Genomic DNA, 19,205 nt, shown 5'->3' with positions numbered 1-19,205 from the left:
TTGCAAGTGTTTCGCACCATCGTAGAAAAAGGCAGTTTTACCAAAGCCGCTGATGCACTCGATATGTCGCTTGCCATGACCAGCAAACACTTACAACACCTTGAAGCCTATGTGCAAGCCAAGCTGCTACATCGCAACAACCGTAATTTGAGCCTCACTGAAGTCGGTCAACAATACTACGCAGAAGCGGTACACGCCCTAGATATTTTGCAGCAGGCAAAAACCAAGGCACACGATGGCAGTGTATTGCCGGAAGGAAAACTGCGAATCATTGCACCGGTATGGTTTGCCACGCCCTATTTTGTCAATCTGCTTGCCAAATTCCAGCAAGATTACCCAAAAATTGAGCTAACGGTTGATTTGGAAAATCGCTTCACCGATTTGATTGCTGCGGGCTATGACCTAGCCCTGCGGGTGGTCAACACGCCACAAGATAATTTGATTGTGAAACCGCTGGGCAAAATAGATTTTTATTATGTCGCAAGTCCGCGTTTTCTTGCGCAGCACGAACCGCCTACGTCTGCAGAGGCGCTCAGTAACTTGCCAGGGATTTTACCCAACTATACGCACATGGCAACCCCACTCAAACCCTATAACAGCAGTAATAACACCGTGATGATGGCACAGATGGCGCTGGCAGGCATGGGCGCTGCGATATTGCCCGAATGGCTGATTGAGGATGAGATTGCGCAAGGACGACTGGTCAAATTGTTTGAGCAGCCATTTAGCAGCGTATCAATCTATGCGGTCTATATGAATCGGGCATTTTTAAATTTAAAAATACGCTTATTCATTGATTTTTTGGGGGAGAACTTAATACAAAACGATTAGCGTAAAAAACGATTAGCCTGTTAACTGCTTTTATCTTTTAGGTGATGAGCTTTAGCGTCGATTGGGCAACGAAGCCGGCATCCGACTAGTTCAGGTTGTTTGAATTGTACAAGTTGGGTATTGACTATTGCTATTAGTATGCGCATTATCTGATTATGTATTGCAATAATTTTTAATAAAAATAATTTTAATATAACAACAATTTAGTAGAAAAATATTCGTTTAATTTTTCACCAAAATATTTCTTTTGCATCAATTTGGTTCATGTCATGATTTTTATGCGCCTATGGCATAAATTTTTTGTTTTACACTGCACCAACTTTAATAATTCGATTAATTTTGGTGCAAAATTGAGTAATTTTTAATCTATTTTTCAATTATTTAACTGCCTTTCGCTTTGTTTTTTTGGCACGAAACTTGATGAATTATTTAATAATTTATCAAGAAAATGTCTGCCATCGTGAGGCAAAAACTATTCCATCTTTTGTCATGAATAAGGAGCCAATAATGCCAATTGCCAAAGCATTTGATGAACTGCAACTCGCCGATGGGCAATATAGACACTCGGCACAACAGGTGGGTGCTTGGCTTCAAGAGATGAATTCAGACACGTTAATTAGTTTGAATAACCAAGCATCGGACATTTTTTATCGCCGCGGTGTGACCTTCACTGTGTATAGCGATGCCAGCAACATTGAGCGCATGATACCCTTTGATATCATCCCGCGCATCATTGATATCCAAGAATGGCAAGTGATGGAACAAGGCTGCCAACAACGTATCCGCGCGCTCAATCAATTTATCCATGATATTTATCACGAACAGACGATTGTCAAAGAAGGCATTGTGCCAAGCGAGTTTGTGTTTAAAAACAGTGGCTACGAGCCGTGGATGCTGGGTATCAACTTGGATAAACCCGTCTATGCCCATATCAGCGGCATTGATTTGATTCGCGACCAGCACGGACAATATTGTGTGCTCGAGGACAACTTACGCACCCCTTCTGGCGTCTCTTATATGCTCGAGAGCCGCAACGTGTCGCAAACCCTACTAAGCAAACTCTACCAATCTCAATCGGTGTTGCCGGTGGCGGACTATCCAAAACGGTTAAAGGCGTGTCTATCAAGTACCACCAACAAATACGACCCACAAATCGTGGTACTCACCCCAGGGCGTTTTAACAGTGCCTATTATGAACATGCGTTTTTGGCGCGTGAAATGAATGTGCCCTTGGTGCATGGCTATGATTTGATTGTAGAAAACAACCATGTCTACATCCAAGGGGTACGCGGCAAGGTACAAGTGGATGTGATTTATCGCCGTATTGACGACCCATTTTTGGACCCGTTGGCGTTTTTACCCGATTCAATCTTGGGGGTGTCAGGGCTGATGAGCGCCTATCGTGCAGGCAATGTGGTGATAACCAACGCCCCAGGCACAGGCATTGCTGACGATAAAAGCCTGTATCCGTTTGTACCCAAGATGATTGAATATTATTTGGGTGAAAAACCGATTTTACCCAATGTGCAAACTTATCAATGCAGTGATGCCGATGAGTTGGCATATGTGCTCGACCATATGCCAGAGTTGGTGATAAAAGAAACGCAGGGGTCGGGGGGATATGGGATGCTGATAGGACCGACGTCAAGCAAAGAACAAATTGCCGCTTACCGCAAACGCTTACTAGACAACCCAGCAGGGTTTATCGCCCAGCCGACCATTAGCTTGTCCACCAACCCAACCGCGGTTGCCAGTGGCATCGCACCGCGCCATATTGATTTGCGTCCTTTTGTATTGTCACATGGCGATGGTACGGTGGATATTGTACCAGGCGGATTGACGCGGGTGGCAATGACCGAAGGCTCATTGGTGGTCAACTCATCCCAAGGCGGTGGGGTCAAAGACACTTGGGTGGTCGATACCGTCAATGGCAAACTCAGCGGCAAACAAGGCACCGCTCATTTGGGTACCATTCAAACCAACCATGAACGAAAATCGCAATCATCGACTTTATTGGCGTATGAAAATATCAACCATAATCGCTTAATTTTGCTGTTATCAACAGCGAGCTACTTAGTATGGCTAGGTCGATACAGTGAGCGCTTACGCTACTACGAACAAATCATTACACGGCTGTCAAATGACCAGTGCAGCCAAACAGACGTCGATGCCATCGTGCACAATCTTGGCTTGCCGATTTCAGCCGATGCCGATGCCTTGTATGACTACCTTGCCAACAAAAAGGTGCCCGAAACCATTGGCTTTATCGAGCAAAATGTCCAAGACGTCAAAGGCGTTATTGGTAAAGATACGGCTGAACTTTATAACCTTATCAAACGGTTAGCCAATACAGGAGCGTACCGCGCTGCTAGCCTACAGCTATATGCCTGCAATGCGTCGATGCAACAAGAAAACCCGATTGTGGTCACGTTTTGGCAACTCGGACAGTGTTTTGAATCGCTGGACTGTCATATATTGATGAAAAAAGATTGCCGTGAGTGCGTGCAAAAACTTAAAGAAGTTGTTAACACCTTGCCAGAAAACACCCGCTGGCGTGAGCTGGATCGATTGGTCAATCAACTGTTAAAGTCTAATCAACCAAAAGATTTTCAGTCACTATCGGGTGCGTTTTCAAATATTTTACAGCAAGGTGTATAAGCCAAATCTATTAGATGACTACCATCATTTTGACAAAAATAAGCAGTTAGTGAGAGTACAATGAGACTTATAATCAGCCACCAAACCAATTATTTTTATGAACAACTTGCCTTACGCAGTGTGCAATACATCCGCATGACGCCGATGACACTGCCTCACCAAACTATCCATAACTGGCAAGTAATGCTGCCTAAAGTCGCACAAATGCAAACGGATGGCTTTGGCAACCAATGGCTCACCCTAAGCCGTCACGAACCGCACAACAACTTGCAAATTCAAGCCTTTGGCGAAGTGGAAATTAACGCTGATACCTTATTTATCCCTGACAATCAGCAAGTACCGTATCAGATTTTTGCCGTACCCACCAAGCTGACCCAATGCTCCGAAGCCATGCGTGACTTTGCCCATGACGCGCTTGAGCAGTTTTTGCAAAGTGAGGACATCGATGCGCAGTTAGCCATCCTCAAGTCATTGGCAAAAGACTTGCTCGATAAAATGCCTTATACCAAAAGCGTGACCCATGTCGGCACCACAGCAGAGCAAGCGTTTGCGATGGCGGCTGGAGTGTGCCAAGACCATACCCATGTATTTTTGGCACTGCTACGGGATAAAGGCATTGCAGCGCGCTATGTATCGGGTTATATTTATGAGGCAACCCAAGCGCATATGGCAAGCCATGCCTGGGCAGAAGTCTGGCTTGCGGGTAATTGGTACACTTTTGATATCTCTAACCAACATTTTACCCCCAACTCCCATGTTTACATCGCCTTTGGGCGTGACTATGCCGATGCGGCGCCCGTGCGCGGGGTGAGAACAGGGGGCGGTGACGAGCGACTGTATAGTCAAGTCATGGTATCTACAAGCCCCCAGTACATACCGCAGCTTAACGCGCAGTTTGCAGCGCAGCAGTAATTTGCCACTATTGATTCACCAATATTTGCTAAACCAGTATTTGCTAAAAAGGAACAACCATGACCTATTGTGTGGGTATCAGACTCAAAGACGGGATGATTTTCGCCAGTGATACTCGCACCAATGCGGGCGTAGACCAAGTATCGATGTTTCGCAAAATGTATCAATACGGCATTGAAGGCGAGCGGTTTTTGGTGCTACAAACCGCCGGCAACTTGGCTACGTCACAAGCGGTATTTACCAAATTAGATAACGCCATCAAACTTGCGCAAGAGCGCAATTTGCATACCGTCCCTACCCTGTATGATGCCGCGCAATTGGTGGGTGAATGCCTGCGAGAAACCACCATCCATGCCCAGACCATCGCACAAGAAACGGATACCAAGTTTAGAAGCAGTTTTATTTTGGGTGGGCAAATCAAGGGGCAATCCCCCGAAATTTATTTTATCTACCCTGAAGGCAATTGCATCAGAGCAACGACCGATACGCCTTTTTTCCAGTTAGGTGAAAGTAAATACGGCAAACCTATTTTAGACCGTTCCATGAATTATGACGCATCACTCAAATCAGCAATGCGAGCCATTCTGATTTCTTTTGATTCAACCATCCGCTCCAACTTATCCGTCGGTATGCCGATTGATGTGTTGGTCTATCACAATGACAGTCTACAGATGCCACAAGGGTATCGCATTGATGAAAACGATGAATACTTTGCCAGCATCCGCCAACACTGGTCAGATGGACTGAGAAAAATTCTAAATGAACTTGAAGACTCACCGATGAGCTATTGGCAATAGCAGCTCTCACACAGTTAAAAATAAACCCACGTCAAACCAGCTAGCAGGTTCGTCACTGTGTCATCCCCTGTCGGTTTATACCGCGTTTTTGGTTATACCGCGCTTTTGGTTATACCGTTTTTGGCATATACCGCTCTCGAAACATAATGTGCTCCCGTCTATATCGACCTCTCGTATGCAATTGAATTGCTATAGTTCAATTGCCTTGCCATAGATAATGCAAATGCCTTGGGTTTTTGGTAGGCGATAATTTTGGTGGGTATGGTATGATGTGATTTTTTATGATTGTTTGGTTTTTATGCTATGCAGCTAACTGATTTGGCACCTTGGGGTGAATCACTTAGAATCGCCGTAGAAGTCATCGGCACGATTGCTTTTGCCTTGTCAGGTATCTTGGCAGGCGTGCGCAAACGTATGGATATGTTTGGAGTAGCGGTGCTGGGATTTTTATCGGCGTATGGGGGTGGTACGCTGCGTGATATTTTGCTAGAGCGGCGGCCGTTTTTTTGGGTGTCCCAAGAGCTGATGTTATGGCTAGTGTTTGCGCTTTGTATTGTGGTGATGCTAGTCAATAGCCGCCGCCCGTTTCGTATCACACCTGCGGCGATTCAATTGGCAGATGCGTTAGGGTTGGGCTTGTTCGTCGCCTCTGCGGTACAAGCGTCACTGGCAAGCGGTATGCCGATGGCGGTGTCAGTCATCATGGGGATTATTACTGGGGTATTTGGCGGAGTGATGCGTGATATCGCCTGTGGTGAGATGCCCACCGCGTTTTTTGACCATCGTCCGTATGCCATGTGCGCCTTGGTTGGCGGCTGGGTGTATGCGATTTTGGCGGTGTACAGCTCGCTTGCCGCTTGGGTGATTATGTTTATCAGTACCGTCACTACCACAGGGCTGCGTATTGCCGCGCTGGCGTTTAATTATCGTTTACCCGGTTGGAAAAAAAGCGCCGCTTAGCCATCAGACTGGGTAGTTAACAGATTAGGTAGCCATCAGACTTAGTAGCTGTCAGATTTGTCAGTCATCGGAGGTGGCTTGGCTGTGCCAATCCGTTAATGAATTCAAGGCTTTATCAAGCAGACGATGCAGCTGATCCCATTCCTGACCACTCATCTGATGAAAAAACTTTGCTTCAAGCCCGCGACCAATCGTCTCACAAGTTTGCCACGCCTGCTCACCTGCCGCCGTCAAGCGTAGCTGCTGAATACGGTTATCTTGTTTATCGGGAATTTTTTCTATCATACCGCGCTGCTTAAGCCCTGCTAAATATTTGGATAACAGCGTTTTATCCAGTACCAATTTTACTTTAAGTTCGCTTGAGGTGATATTTGGGTAATCATGAATCAGTCTAAGTAGACGTATTTCTTTGACTCGCAGCCCGCAAGCTTTACGGTACAATGGCTCGGCGGCATTGAGCACAAGGATTTTGATGACGTCAAGCTTGTACGTCAGATAAGCATGATTACCGGTTGGGGTTGGGATATCAAGCGCTGCCGCTGCAAGATAATGATACAGCGACATCTCACTGTCGCTATCTAAGTTTGGCGTATGGGTGTTGTGAGCAATAGTCGATGTCGGCATAAAGATGGCTTACTTTTGTCAGATGATTTATTCCACAGTATAGCCGAAAGCCTGCATTTCCCATACCAGTTGCTCAGCAAAACCCCGCATAGTTCGTTGATTATAGCCCGCCTATTAAATAAAGGAAGATAACTTTGATTGCTTCAGTTTGATTCCTTTAATTCATTAGGCTTGATTGATGGGGTTGATAGCGGTCGCCACCATGACAAAATTTTTAACAACCCCATTTGATGGTAGCCCATCGTCGATATCCATCTTCTCGTCAATGACGGCTAAGTCGCTATTAAAAACAATCAAGCTTACACCAATCGCTCGACCGCTTTTTTCTTCCAAACAAATTGGTAATACAAGCCTTGTAAGACACTCATCACTATAAAGTTCGCGACATACGCCCACCAAATGCCCTGCAGTCCAAAATGATGACTGAGTAAAATCGCACTGGGAATCTCTACCAATAAGATAGTGCCGATACTGATAAACATAGGCTGCCACACCATCCCAGTCGCGCGCATCATGCCACTAAAAATCATGCCACTGCTAAAAAAAAGCAAACTCCATAACACAATATGTAATAACTGCTGTGCCAGTACAATCACGCCTTCCACCGTGATAAACATCGCCATCAAATAACGGGAAAAAAGATACGCCAAAATAATCAACCCCCCAGTAATAATGAGATTGGTCATCATGGCGGTGCGAGTGACGCAGTTTAGGGCTGTCGCTTTACCTGCGCCAATCGCTTGCGAGGCATAGATTGACGCCGCTATCGCAATCGACATAGCAGGAAACTGCACATAGCTCAACACTTGGTTGACTGCGCCATAAGCTGCGGTGGCATTGGTACCAAAGCCATTGACCAGCCCAATAATCACCAAGCCAGATATCGCACCTGTCACCATCTGAAACGCTGTAGGCAACCCCAGCCGAATCACTTTACGCGCGATATCAGGTTGGACGCGTATATATTTGAGCAATTGAGTATCAATTTGTAAGGGGTGATTTTTGGCACGGGTATAAAAAAACAAAAACAGTAATACCAATAACTGTGACAATAAAGTCGCAATCGCAGGGGCTTGGATATCGAGCTTGGGTAGCCCAAACCAACCTTGAATGAGCGCAGGCGTCACCACAATCCCAATCACAATGGAAATACCCACGGCAAACAGAGGCGTCACCGAATCGCCAACCCCGCGCAATAACGAAGTATAAGCGATAAATAAAAACAGTAGCGGACTTCCTGCCAACATCAACTTGGCATAACGGTTTGCCAAGCCTTGAATCTCACCAGGGACACCCATCTGTATAATGATAAATTGACTAAGCAAGCTACCAGCAATCGCAATCATTACCCCTAATATCAAAATAATTGCAAAGCTATTGCCCGTAATTCGTTTGACCAAATCCAAGTCTTTGGCACCCCAAGCCTGCCCTACCAAAATTGATGAGCCTGAAGCAATACCGATGATAAACGCCATCAAAAAAAACAGCACGGGGGCAAACACTGATACGGCAGCAATCGCCTGTACCCCTAGCATCTGCCCAACAAAAATGGTATTAATCGTCCCTGACAGCGATTGCAAGATATTGGTCAGCAGTAAAGGCAACAAGAAAAACAAAAACGGTCGCCATAGCGTGCCGACCGAACTAAAATCTGGAAGTTGTTGTGATTTTTTCATACCGTCAAATTTGCTTAATGATAATTGCTTCTTAATGATAATTGTTTAATGACAATAATGATAACGATGGCTATTTTAATTATTTTTTTACTACCCACTTGATAAGTAAGTTTTTACAATGTTAGATATCAACCCAAAGCGTATTAAAATGCTAAAAATCTACCGACGCTGGCAAAATTTTATTCATAGTAAACGATTGCTCAACAACATATCGCAATAAAATGTTAACTATCTTTCGTTATCACCCCTCATTTTACCGCTTACTTTAACAAAGATAACAAACGACACATATTCTCAAACTTTTATGGGCAATAACTCTGTTAAACTTTACCCTGTGCTTTGGTGCATAAGTGGCGATAACCAGCCACTTTGATAATGACAGAATCAAAAAATTCACTAAAAAAGAGAACAATAATGACAACCGACAACCAAACCGATACCCAGCAATTTCGCAGCGAAAAAGACACCATGGGCGCCGTCAACGTCCCTATAGATGCCTACTGGGGCGCGCAAACCGAGCGTAGTCGCAATAACTTTAAAATCGGTGGCGAAACCTTACCACAGCCGCTGATTGAAGCCATGGCACTGGTCAAAAAAGCCGCAGCCATTACCAATGCCAAATTAGGGCGTATCAGTGATGATAAACGTGACCTTATCGTGCAGGCCGCCGATGAAATCATCAACGGGGCATTGCGTGACCAATTTCCTTTGGTGGTTTGGCAGACAGGCTCTGGCACCCAGTCAAATATGAACATGAATGAAGTGATTGCCAACCGCGCCAATGAACTTGCCGGTCAAAGCAAAGGTAGTTATCAGCCGATTCATCCCAATGACGATGTCAATCATGCCCAATCTACCAATGACAGCTTTCCCACCGCGATTCGGGTAGCGGCGGCGCGTCAGATTGTCTATCTGCTTATCCCTGCGGTACAAAAACTGCGTGACACCTTAGCAAGCAAATCTGAGCAGTTTGCTGGCATTGTGAAAATCGGACGTACCCATCTGCAAGACGCCACGCCTTTGACGCTAGGACAGGAGTTTAGCGGCTATGTCAGTCAGTTAGATCATGCGCTCATTCGTCTAGATGCCGCGCTACAAGGTCTGTATGAACTGCCTTTAGGCGGTACTGCAGTCGGTACAGGACTAAACGCTCACCCTGACTATGCCGAGCAGGTCGCGCAAACCTTAGCTGCGTTGACTGATGTGCCTTTTGTCACGGCGCCCAATAAATTTGAAGCGTTAGCGGCAAGAGATGCTGAAGTTTTTGCCTCAGGTGCCCTAAAAACCTTGGCAGCAAGCCTCAATAAAATTGCCAATGATGTGCGCTGGCTGGCTTCAGGTCCTAGATGTGGGATTGGCGAGCTTAAAATCCCTGAAAATGAGCCAGGCTCCTCCATCATGCCAGGTAAAGTCAATCCAACCCAGTCTGAAGCCATGACGATGGTCGTGGCGCAAGTGATGGGTAACGATGTCACCATCAATATGGCGGGGGCATCGGGTAATTTTGAACTCAATGTGTTTATGCCAGTCATTGGCTACAACCTACTACAATCGATTCGCTTACTTGCCGATACCTGTGACAGCTTCAATGACCATTGCGCGGTAGGCATCGAGCCTGTGACAGAAAAAATTGACTATTTCCTACACAACTCATTGATGTTAGTCACCGCGCTTAATCGCCATGTCGGCTATGAAAATGCAGCAAAAATTGCCAAAACTGCTTATAAAGAAAATAAAACCTTAAAACAAGTTGCCGTTGAGTTAGGTTTATTGACTGACGCCCAATTTGATGAGTGGGTCAAACCTGAAGCCATGACTAGTCCAAAGTAATGTGAAGGTTAATGCAGCGCAATCTCACTCTTTAATCAATCAATTTTTATCAAAAACTTTTTAGCCAGATGACAGCCATCTGGCTAAAAGCTAATTCACGCAATCTTTCGCTATTTACTAAATTGCCACTAGCTCCCTGATGCCTTTTTCTGGCATATCACCGCCCATGCCTTGGGCAATGACTTGTCCCCGTGCCATAACCGTATAGTTGTCGGCAAGTTCTTCGGCAAAGTCATAAAACTGCTCGACCAAAATAATCGCCATATCGCCTTGGTCAGCCAAGCGACGAATCACCCGTCCGATATCTTTGATAATCGATGGCTGAATCCCTTCGGTCGGCTCGTCCAAAATCAGCACCCGTGGCTCAGATGCTAGCGCCCTTGCTATCGCTAATTGTTGTTGTTGACCGCCTGACAAGTCACCGCCCCGGCGCTGGCTCATTTCATCGAGCACAGGAAAAATCTCGTACAAATGGTTCGGGACTTTTTTGGCTTTGCTACCTTTAAACTTTGCCATGCCAATCAAGATATTTTCTTCTACGGTTAAGGTTGAAAAAATATCTCGCCCTTGTGGCACATACGCCATGCCTGCGCGCACACGGTTTTCGGGCGATAATTTGCTGATGTCTTTGCCATCGAGCAAAATTTGACCCGATTTAATCGGTAAAACCCCCATCAGGCACTTTAACAGTGTGGTTTTACCCACGCCATTGCGACCGAGTACCACAGAACACTCTCCCACAGGCGCGGTCAAACTGACATCGCGCAAAATATGACTACCGCCATAATATTGATTGATTGTGTTTACTTCTAACATCGCTATCCCCTATCGCCCTAAATATTTTTCGATGACATCGTCGTTGGCTTGTACTTCAGCAAGCGTCCCTTCTGCCAAAATCGCCCCTTGTGCCAATACCGTCACTTGCTCACTGATGGTGTCTATAAAGCTCATGTCATGCTCAACCACCACCAAGGTGTGGTCTTTTTTGAGCTCCAAACATAGCTCGGCGGTGCGTTCGGTTTCGGCATCGGTCATGCCTGCGACTGGCTCATCGAGCAAAATCAGCTTGGGGCGCTGCATCAGTAGCATCCCAATCTCCAGCCATTGTTTTTGCCCGTGCGACAACAATCCTGCAGGTTTATTGACAAACTCACCCAAGCGAATCTTCGCTAAAGTCTGGTCGAGGGCATTTTGGGCATCCGGGTCAAGCTTGCTAAACAGGCTTTTTTTGACCCGCTTGTCTTTGGGTGCGGCAAGCAGTAGGTTTTCCATGACGGTAAAATTTTCAAACACCGTGGGTTTTTGAAATTTTCGCCCAATGCCAGCTTCGGCAATTTGCTCGGTGGTCATGCTGGCAAGATTGTGGGTTTGTCCAAAATACACTGACCCTTCTGTGGGGCGAGTTTTACCGGTAATCACGTCCATCAGCGTGGTTTTACCCGCACCGTTAGGTCCGATGATACAGCGCAGCTCGCCTTCTTTGATGTACAAAGATAAGTTGTTTAAGGCGCGAAATTTATCAAACCACACGCTGACATCTTCCATATATAGAGCAATGCCTTTGCTAAAATCCGCTTCTGGTGACTTTAGCCGTCCGTAGTTGCTCTCAGCAAAGTCATTGATATTATTATCGTTGGTATTCATAACAGACTCTTTGATGTGTTATTAATGGGGTGTTTATAGGGTACTAGTCATCGGGTATAATCAAACTAACTACTGCGTTGCAGGCGGTCAGCATGACGCCGCTGCCGCCCCTGAAGCCCCTGCCGCCTAAGATTCTTTTTTTGCTTCTGCGTTTGTTTCAATGTTTGTTTGCATGGCTGTTTCCATATTTTTTACGCTTGGCTCGACCGTTTTTTTGCCATGCGTGATGTTGTCCAATAGACCAATAATGCCTTTGGGTAAAAACAAGGTGACGACCACAAACAACCCGCCCAAAATCAATAGCCAAGCTTCGGGATATGCCACGGTGAAGTAAGTTTTCACCGCATTGACCACACCTGCGCCCAATATCGCCCCAATCAGCGTGCCGCGTCCACCTGTGGCGACCCAGACCGCCATTTCAATCGAGTTGACAGGGTTCATCTCGCTGGGGTTGATAATGCCCACTTGTGGCACATACAACGCGCCAGCAATCCCTGCGATAATCGCCGATAACACCCATGCGGATAGCTTGTACCATAGGGTACGGTAGCCAAGGTATTGCAAACGATTTTCGCTATCACGCACGGCGCCCAATACGCGACCATACGGCTTGTGCATCAAATAACGCAAGCCAAGGTAGGCAAGCATCAGCACGAATGCGGTGGCAAAACATAGCAAGGTGCGTGTCATGGGAGCAGCGATGTCCATGCCCAAGATGGTTTTAAACCCGGTAAAACCGTTGTTACCGCCAAACCCAGTTTCGTTACGGAAAAATAAGAGTGATGCGGCAAACACCATGGCTTGGGTGATAATCGAGAAATACACGTCTTTGATTTTTGAGCGAAAGGCAAAAAACCCAAATATAAAAGCCACCACTGCCGGCACCAGCACGACCAATATCGCCGCCCAAGCAAAGTTGTCCGTGCCTGCCCAAAACCAAGGCATTTTATCCCAGCTCAAAAACCGCATAAACTCGGGTAAGCTATTGCCTGATGCTTGGCGCATCAGATACATCCCCATTGCATACCCGCCAAGGGCAAAGTACAAACCATGCCCAAGGCTCAAAATCCCCGCATATCCCCATACCAAATCCAGTGCCAAAGCAACCATCGCCAGACACATGATTTTGCCAATCAAAGTGACCCAATAAGCGGATAAATGCAGCGCTGAATCGGCAGGCAGCAAGTGCAACCAAGGCAACACCATCAACACCGCAAAAAAGCCCATAATTGCCAAGCGACTCACTGGTTTATCTGCAAATAATTGTAAAATACGCATTCTTTCACTCTCCAATGATTACTCGACAAAGCGACCTTTAAGGGCAAACAGACCTTGTGGGCGTTTTTGGATAAATAGCACCACCAGCACCAACAAAATAATTTTGGCAATCACCGCACCCATGCCAATCTCAAGCACGGTGCCACTCACGCCTAGACCTAAGGCTGCCAGTACTGCCCCCCAAATTTGACCGACACCGCCGACTACCACCACCAAGAAAGCATCGATGATGTAGTTTTGCCCCAAATCAGGACCGACGTTGCCCACTTGCGCTAAAGCGCAGCCTGCCAAACCTGCCAAGCCAGAGCCGAGCCCAAACGCCATCATATCGACACGCGCCGAGCGAATACCCACCGCGCGCGCCATTTGCCGGTTTTGGGTCACGGCACGTACAAACAGACCAAAGCGGGTGTATTTGAGTAAAAACACCAGTAATAACAATATGATAATGGTAAAACCGATAATGGCAATACGGTTGTATGGCAGCATCAAGCTTGGGGTCAAAGCAACAGCACCGCTTAGCCATGAAATATTGGAGACTTCGACGTTTTGCGCCCCAAAAATCATGCGAACTAACTGCATCAGAATCAAACTCACGCCAAAAGTGGCAAGCAAGGTTTCTAGCTGTCTGCCATACAGCGGACGTATCACCACCCGCTCAATAATCATGCCAATAACGGCGCTCACCAAAAACGCCAGTGGAATCGCGGCAAGCATGTACCAATCGACATAGCCTGCCAAATGGCTCTTAAAAAAACTTTGCACCACATAAGTGGTATAGGCACCAATCATGATGAGCTCACCATGCGCCATGTTAATGACACCCAATAGACCGTAAGTAATGGCAAGTCCCAACGCCGCCAACAACAAAATACTGGCGGTGCTGAAGCCAGAAAACACATGTCCTGTCCACTCACTGGCTTTGATACGCGATTTGACTTTGTCTTGGGTCGTTTGTAAGGCTTGTTTGAGCTCGGGTGAATGGCTGGTTTGTTTTGCCATCCCTTCGATATCGGCTAACACATCGGGGCTGTTACTAGACGCCAAGGTTTTTAATGCCGCAATCTGGGTCATCTCATCGCCCGATTGCAAATCCATACGCGCTTGCAGTTGCGCCAATGCTGCTTTTACCGTACTGTCTTTTTCATTGGCATAAATATCGGCAACGGTTTTTTTATCGAGCGTGGCGATATTGTCAGCTAGGATATCCACCGCTTTAAGGCGCTCGCTGGCATCGTCGGATTTGAGTTTGGCTTTGGTTTGTCCTAGGGTCAACGCCGAACGCAGCGCGTTATTGAGTGTGACTTGGTTTAGGTCGCTTGGCCAATTGCTTACCAAAGTATGCGCAGGATAACTGTAGAGTTGGTCGGTGTTTTCTAGGGTATAGACATTGCCGGCATCATCACGGTACAGCTCGTCTTTGTTAATCAGCTCGACCAGTTTGTCATAGGATTGGCTGGTGCCTGTCCAGTTGTTGAGCATGGCTTGACGCCCCGCAAAATCGGCGGCTACGAATTTTTGAATATCATCGCCTGCGCTGGCTGTGGTGCTTGTGGCTGCGGTAGTTGGGGCTGCTGTGGTTACTGTACTGGTTATCGTAGTTGCCGAAGCAGTACTTGCCTGTGCATTACTCACGCTTGGCAACGCAATGCCCATCGTGGTCGCTAGCGACATGCCGAGCACAATTTTTTTACTTTTTTGCAAAAACTGCCCGAGAGAATGATTACCATTGAGCATGATGGTCGCTCCTTAGTTTGTATGATTAATCTTTATGATTAGTCCATCTGTTTGGTGGTGTGACGGATCAATGTTTAAATCAATAAAAGGTGAAATCGTAAAATTTTGGCAAAAAAATAAGCCATACCAGCTGGGGTATTGATGCGCGGTATGGCTGTTACAACATCGATTGTTAACTTCATTCAAGCTTATTGGAAAGGCTTATTTCGTCATACTTATTTTGGGATACTTATTTTGGAATATAAGGACTCCAAGGTTCCGCTTTAATGGCATCTTTGGTTTTGTAAACCACATCAAACTGACCATCGGCACGGATTTGCCCGATCATCACAGGCTTGTGTAAATGGTGATTTTCGGCATCCATGGTTAGCGTGTAGCCCGATGGCGCGGCAAAGCTTTGACCTGCCATGGCAGCACGGACTTTATCCACGTCGGTGGAGCCCGCTTTTTCAACCGCTTGTTTCCACATATTGATACCCACATAGGTAGCTTCCATTGGGTCATTGGTCACGACTTTATCGGCATTTGGCAGTTTGTGGTCAATGGCGTATTTTTTATAAGCGTTCACAAACTTGATGTTTACAGGGTTTTTGACCGATTGAAAGTAGTTCCATGCTGCCAAGTGTCCGACTAATGGGGTGGTGTCGATACCGCGAAGTTCTTCTTCGCCCACAGAGAACGCCATCACAGGAATATCCGCCGCTTTAATGCCTTGGTTACCAAGCTCACGATAGAAGGGGACGTTTGAGTCGCCATTGATGGTGGAGATAACGGCGGTCTTTTTACCCGCTGAGAATTTTTTAATATTCCCCACGATGGTTTGGTAGTTGTTAAAGCCAAATGGGGTATATTCTTCCATGATGTCGCTATCTGCCACACCTTTAGACTTTAAAAACGCCCGTAAAATCTTATTAGTGGTACGGGGATACACATAGTCAGTACCCAATAGCACAAAGCGTTTGGCACCGCCGCCTTCTGGTGACATCAAGTACTCAACCGCAGGAATGGCTTGTTGGTTGGGCGCGGCGCCGGTATAAAAGATGTTTTTGGACTGCTCTTGTCCTTCGTACTGCACAGGGTAGAATAATAAGCCGTTTAATTCTTCAACCACAGGCAACACGGACTTACGAGAAACCGATGTCCAGCAACCAAAAATAACCGCGACTTTGTCTTGTGTCAGCAGCTGGCGCGTTTTTTCGGCGAACAATGGCCAGTCTGAAGCAGGGTCGACAACCACAGGCTCAAGTTTTTTACCCATCACCCCACCTTTGGCATTGATTTCATCAATCGCCATCAATGCGGTGTCTTTGAGCGATGTTTCAGAGATTGCCATGGTACCTGAGAGTGAATGTAAGATACCCACTTTGATGGTATCACCATTGCTAGGGGCAGGTGCACTACCTGTGGTAGCAGTGGTTGACGTGCCACTGGCTGGTTTGGCGTCACTTGATGATTGCGGTTTTGAACAACCTGTCAACATCATACTGCCCGTTACCGCTAGGGCAACCAAGGATCTGCCAAATGCACGACGGCTTAATTGACGCTCAGTCGTGGTTAGCTCGGTGGTTTTTTTGTCTAACATGTGTCACTCCTAAAATAGATGGATTGCCGTTTTAAGGTAGAGCGTAACGGATAGGCTTTGGCTATCGGTTGCTGGTTGTCTTAACTGACAATAATGACAATTCAATTAGTGTGCCAATCTGCCTGTTAAAAGCTATTTTTGAAAATTTTAGAAATTAAATCAAATAGTTGAATTACTAAATTTAAAAAAATTTATTTTAAACAATCGCCTATTGGCTAAATGCTGCTACTAGGTAAAAAATGGGCAAACTCTGGCAACCATAGCGATTTCACCAATCTGATGAACTGGAATGGTTTTTTGCACTATTACCATTCATCTGTCATTTATCTGGCATTGCTCTAGCATTGATTGTCGCTAAACAACGCTTTATCACCAGTGTCTTTATGACATTATCCAGTTTCTTGCATAAAAAAAGTGCAAGCCAGACAGCTTGCACTTTTTTTCAAAGATGTTGTTAATCGCTAGTTAGCCAATACCAGTGCCATACCCAATGCCGCCATGATTGAAGGTAGCCAAGACAGTTTTGGATGCGCATGAGATTGTGCTTTTACCCAATTCATCACCCCTGCACCCACAGCAAACAAGGCGGACATCGCGGTTATCATGCCTAAGCCAAAGCCTTGACTCACGCTACTGACTGGCATCTCCACGGCATGGGCCATCCCATGAAATAGCGTCAAACCAAATAAGCTAATCGCCATCATGAGCGAAAAGCTTTTCTGATTGGCTTGTGCTATCTTGGTGCGCTGCGCCAAAACTGCGACCGCTGTCAACACCACCGATAGCAAAATTGCACCTTCAATAATCGATGAGCCAATCGCCACATGAGATAGTTGCACCAAAGCAAAGCCTAACAGTAAGCTCGTCACCAATAAGCCTAGACCCAGTTTTTTGTGACGGGCAAACACCATGCCCATGCCAACCGCAAGCACCACGTGGTCAAGACCTGAGATAGGATGCATGAGCCCTGCGGTGACGGCAGCCATTAAATCTACCGAACTTGCACCTGCATGATGGGTTAAACCATGACCGACATGCGCCACTGCCATACTTGAAAGGCTAAAAAGCGCGGCTGCCAACGCCGTTTTTTGGGTTGCTTTTTGGGTTAAAGATTTCATTATTTCTCCTTGATTTTATCGCATTTTTTACATATTTTCGCTTGAGCTTGGTAAATGTTGTACCGGCTGTGACGGAATCTCTAGCGCTCTTAGCATGCCCTGTTGTTGGATAAATTTGATAATGTCATCCAAACCGTCTTGAGTTTTCATGTTGCTAAACACAAACGGTTTATCGCCGCGCATTTTTTTGGCGTCTTTGTCCATAATCGACAAATCCGCGCCCACGAGTGGCGCAAGGTCGGTTTTATTGATAATCAGCAAATCTGATTTGGTAATCCCGGGACCACCTTTGCGGGGGATTTTATCGCCTGCACTCACATCAATCACATAAATGGTTAAATCCGACAACTCTGGGCTAAAGGTCGCCGCCAAGTTATCACCGCCCGACTCAATGATAATCAGCTCAAGACCGTCAAAGCGATTTTGCAAGGTGGCCACGGCATTAAGATTAATCGACGCATCTTCACGAATCGCCGTGTGCGGACAGCCGCCCGTTTCCACGCCGATAATCCGCTCAGCGGGCATGGCATCATGGCGGGTCAAAAACTCCGAATCTTCTTTGGTATAAATATCGTTGGTAATCACCGCCATGTTGTACACATCTTTGAGACGGCGACACAGACTCAAGGTCAAAGCGGTTTTGCCAGAGCCAACAGGCCCGCCAATGCCAAGGCGTAACGGGGATAAGCGAGGCTCTTGGGTAGGTTTTTTTTGGGTAAAGCCAGTCATGGGGTTTCCTTGTAAATGATATTAAAGACAGGGTTTAGGAACGAAACAGACGACTATATTGTTGTTCATGATGACAGGATAATTCTGCCAACGACGGTACAGACGCTGATAGTTGCAAGTGGTTAATTAAAATCAGTAATGTTTGGGCTTGCTGCTGTGCCTGTAAAAATTGTGGCGCAATGTCTTGTAGCTTAGCCACAACCGCTTGCCGATGATGGATGGCTGTTAATGCCGTTTTGACTTTGCTGGCTTGCGTTTGGCAAAGCTTGGCAATCGGTTCATCCATCGCTTGCCCCAATTGCCAAATAATACGCTGCCCTGCCATTTGTCCCAGCGGTAAGGTTTTGACAATCGCCAAGGTCAGATTTTCCATTTGAGCAAACGCATAGGTCGTCAGGCTATCGGCTATCGGCAGTTGCCAAAAATACGCCAAGCGAGCGAATAACGGTAAATAGCCTTGCGTTATCCAATCTTGTGGCATCTCAAGGTCAAGCACGCCATCGAGCCAGGCACAAAATGCCTGCGCCAATTGTTGACTCTCTAATAAAAACTCATGGCTATCACGGCTTGCCCCATAAAAATTGGCTAGACTATCCACCAAGCTGTGGTGGGTTGTTTGCGCTGATAGCTGCATCATACTTGCCATCAGCGGCAATTCAAAATTGAGTAAAACCTCTTGCTGATACGCCTGCAAAAACGCCAAACTACTGGCTTCATCATGGATAAAGCCTTGCTCAATGGCAGACTCTATGCCTTGGGAATAGGTATAACTGCCAATCGGCAAATTGCTCGACGCCAGCATCATCAGCTTAAGCAATTGTTGTGGCGG

Annotated in this window: 16 protein-coding genes and 1 pseudogene; 6 read left to right on the top strand and 11 right to left on the bottom strand. The window is 46.3% G+C overall.

What is annotated here, in order from left to right; translation table 11 throughout:
* The 5 genes from RT064_RS03775 to RT064_RS03755 form a co-directional block, all read left to right on the top strand.
* On the top strand, window positions 1-831 hold an 831-nt coding region (locus RT064_RS03775; protein ID WP_313061640.1), incomplete at its 5' end, for a LysR family transcriptional regulator.
* A gap of 507 nt (window positions 832-1,338) precedes the next feature.
* Window positions 1,339-3,489, top strand: a complete 2,151-nt coding sequence (locus tag RT064_RS03770) for a circularly permuted type 2 ATP-grasp protein (protein ID WP_076774730.1) — start codon at window positions 1,339-1,341, stop codon at window positions 3,487-3,489.
* Between the two features lie 60 nt (window positions 3,490-3,549).
* Entirely contained in the window at window positions 3,550-4,401 is an 852-nt protein-coding gene (locus RT064_RS03765) for a transglutaminase family protein (RefSeq protein WP_201665353.1), read from the top strand.
* Window positions 4,402-4,460: 59 nt separating this feature from the next.
* Window positions 4,461-5,198: a proteasome-type protease gene (locus RT064_RS03760; protein WP_282841646.1), complete on the top strand. Its 738-nt coding sequence runs from the start codon at window positions 4,461-4,463 to the stop codon at window positions 5,196-5,198.
* A 303-nt stretch (window positions 5,199-5,501) separates the two neighbouring features.
* Complete coding sequence (locus tag RT064_RS03755) at window positions 5,502-6,158, top strand: trimeric intracellular cation channel family protein (RefSeq protein WP_313061635.1); 657 nt, start codon at window positions 5,502-5,504, stop codon at window positions 6,156-6,158.
* Window positions 6,159-6,218: 60 nt separating this feature from the next.
* On the opposite strand, the gene RT064_RS03750 is transcribed toward RT064_RS03755, so the two are convergent.
* The 3 genes from RT064_RS03750 to RT064_RS03740 all read right to left on the bottom strand — a co-directional run bounded on the left by RT064_RS03750 (window position 6,219) and on the right by RT064_RS03740 (window position 8,458).
* Window positions 6,219-6,782: a MarR family winged helix-turn-helix transcriptional regulator gene (locus tag RT064_RS03750; RefSeq protein ID WP_313061631.1), complete on the bottom strand. Its 564-nt coding sequence runs from the start codon at window positions 6,780-6,782 to the stop codon at window positions 6,219-6,221.
* Window positions 6,783-6,947: 165 nt separating this feature from the next.
* The gene (locus RT064_RS03745) at window positions 6,948-7,079 is read right to left on the bottom strand and encodes a hypothetical protein (protein WP_313061627.1); all 132 of its coding nucleotides are present in this window, start codon (window positions 7,077-7,079) and stop codon (window positions 6,948-6,950) included.
* Between the two features lie 2 nt (window positions 7,080-7,081).
* Window positions 7,082-8,458 carry an MATE family efflux transporter gene (locus RT064_RS03740; RefSeq protein ID WP_313061623.1) on the bottom strand — a complete coding sequence of 459 codons (1,377 nt, stop codon included), beginning with the start codon at window positions 8,456-8,458 and terminating at the stop codon, window positions 7,082-7,084.
* A gap of 414 nt (window positions 8,459-8,872) precedes the next feature.
* Here RT064_RS03740 and fumC point away from each other — a divergent pair, with 414 nt between their 5' ends.
* Window positions 8,873-10,288 (top strand): class II fumarate hydratase, encoded by a 1,416-nt coding sequence (gene fumC, locus RT064_RS03735; RefSeq protein ID WP_313061620.1) that lies wholly within the window; start codon window positions 8,873-8,875, stop codon window positions 10,286-10,288.
* Between the two features lie 117 nt (window positions 10,289-10,405).
* Here the strand turns inward: fumC and urtE are convergent, their stop codons facing one another.
* From urtE to RT064_RS03695, 8 genes and pseudogenes are all read right to left on the bottom strand, one after another.
* The gene (gene urtE, locus RT064_RS03730; RefSeq protein WP_050325608.1) at window positions 10,406-11,104 is read right to left on the bottom strand and encodes an urea ABC transporter ATP-binding subunit UrtE; all 699 of its coding nucleotides are present in this window, start codon (window positions 11,102-11,104) and stop codon (window positions 10,406-10,408) included.
* Window positions 11,105-11,113: 9 nt separating this feature from the next.
* Entirely contained in the window at window positions 11,114-11,932 is an 819-nt protein-coding gene (urtD, locus tag RT064_RS03725; protein ID WP_313061615.1) for an urea ABC transporter ATP-binding protein UrtD, read from the bottom strand.
* 231 nt (window positions 11,933-12,163) lie between these two features.
* Window positions 12,164-13,210, bottom strand: a pseudogene (urtC, locus tag RT064_RS03720) (urea ABC transporter permease subunit UrtC); the annotation flags it as partial.
* An 18-nt stretch (window positions 13,211-13,228) separates the two neighbouring features.
* Window positions 13,229-14,866, bottom strand: a complete 1,638-nt coding sequence (urtB, locus tag RT064_RS03715; protein WP_313061962.1) for an urea ABC transporter permease subunit UrtB — start codon at window positions 14,864-14,866, stop codon at window positions 13,229-13,231.
* A 310-nt stretch (window positions 14,867-15,176) separates the two neighbouring features.
* On the bottom strand, window positions 15,177-16,430 hold the full coding sequence (gene urtA / locus RT064_RS03710) for an urea ABC transporter substrate-binding protein (protein WP_313061958.1): 1,254 nt from the start codon (window positions 16,428-16,430) through the stop codon (window positions 15,177-15,179).
* A 560-nt stretch (window positions 16,431-16,990) separates the two neighbouring features.
* Window positions 16,991-17,647: a HupE/UreJ family protein gene (locus RT064_RS03705; RefSeq protein WP_313061604.1), complete on the bottom strand. Its 657-nt coding sequence runs from the start codon at window positions 17,645-17,647 to the stop codon at window positions 16,991-16,993.
* 27 nt (window positions 17,648-17,674) lie between these two features.
* Window positions 17,675-18,376, bottom strand: coding sequence for an urease accessory protein UreG (ureG, locus tag RT064_RS03700; RefSeq protein ID WP_313061602.1), 702 nt, complete (start codon window positions 18,374-18,376; stop codon window positions 17,675-17,677).
* Between the two features lie 34 nt (window positions 18,377-18,410).
* Window positions 18,411-19,205 (bottom strand): urease accessory protein UreF (locus tag RT064_RS03695; protein WP_313061600.1); only part of this gene is annotated, 795 nt, incomplete at its 5' end.

This window comes from Moraxella sp. CTOTU49097 (genome assembly GCF_032064105.1).
GTDB classification, from domain to species: Bacteria; Pseudomonadota; Gammaproteobacteria; order Pseudomonadales; family Moraxellaceae; genus Faucicola; species Faucicola osloensis_B.
The sequence above is the reverse complement of the archived record's forward strand: the minus strand, read 5'-3'. Positions and strand labels throughout refer to the sequence as shown.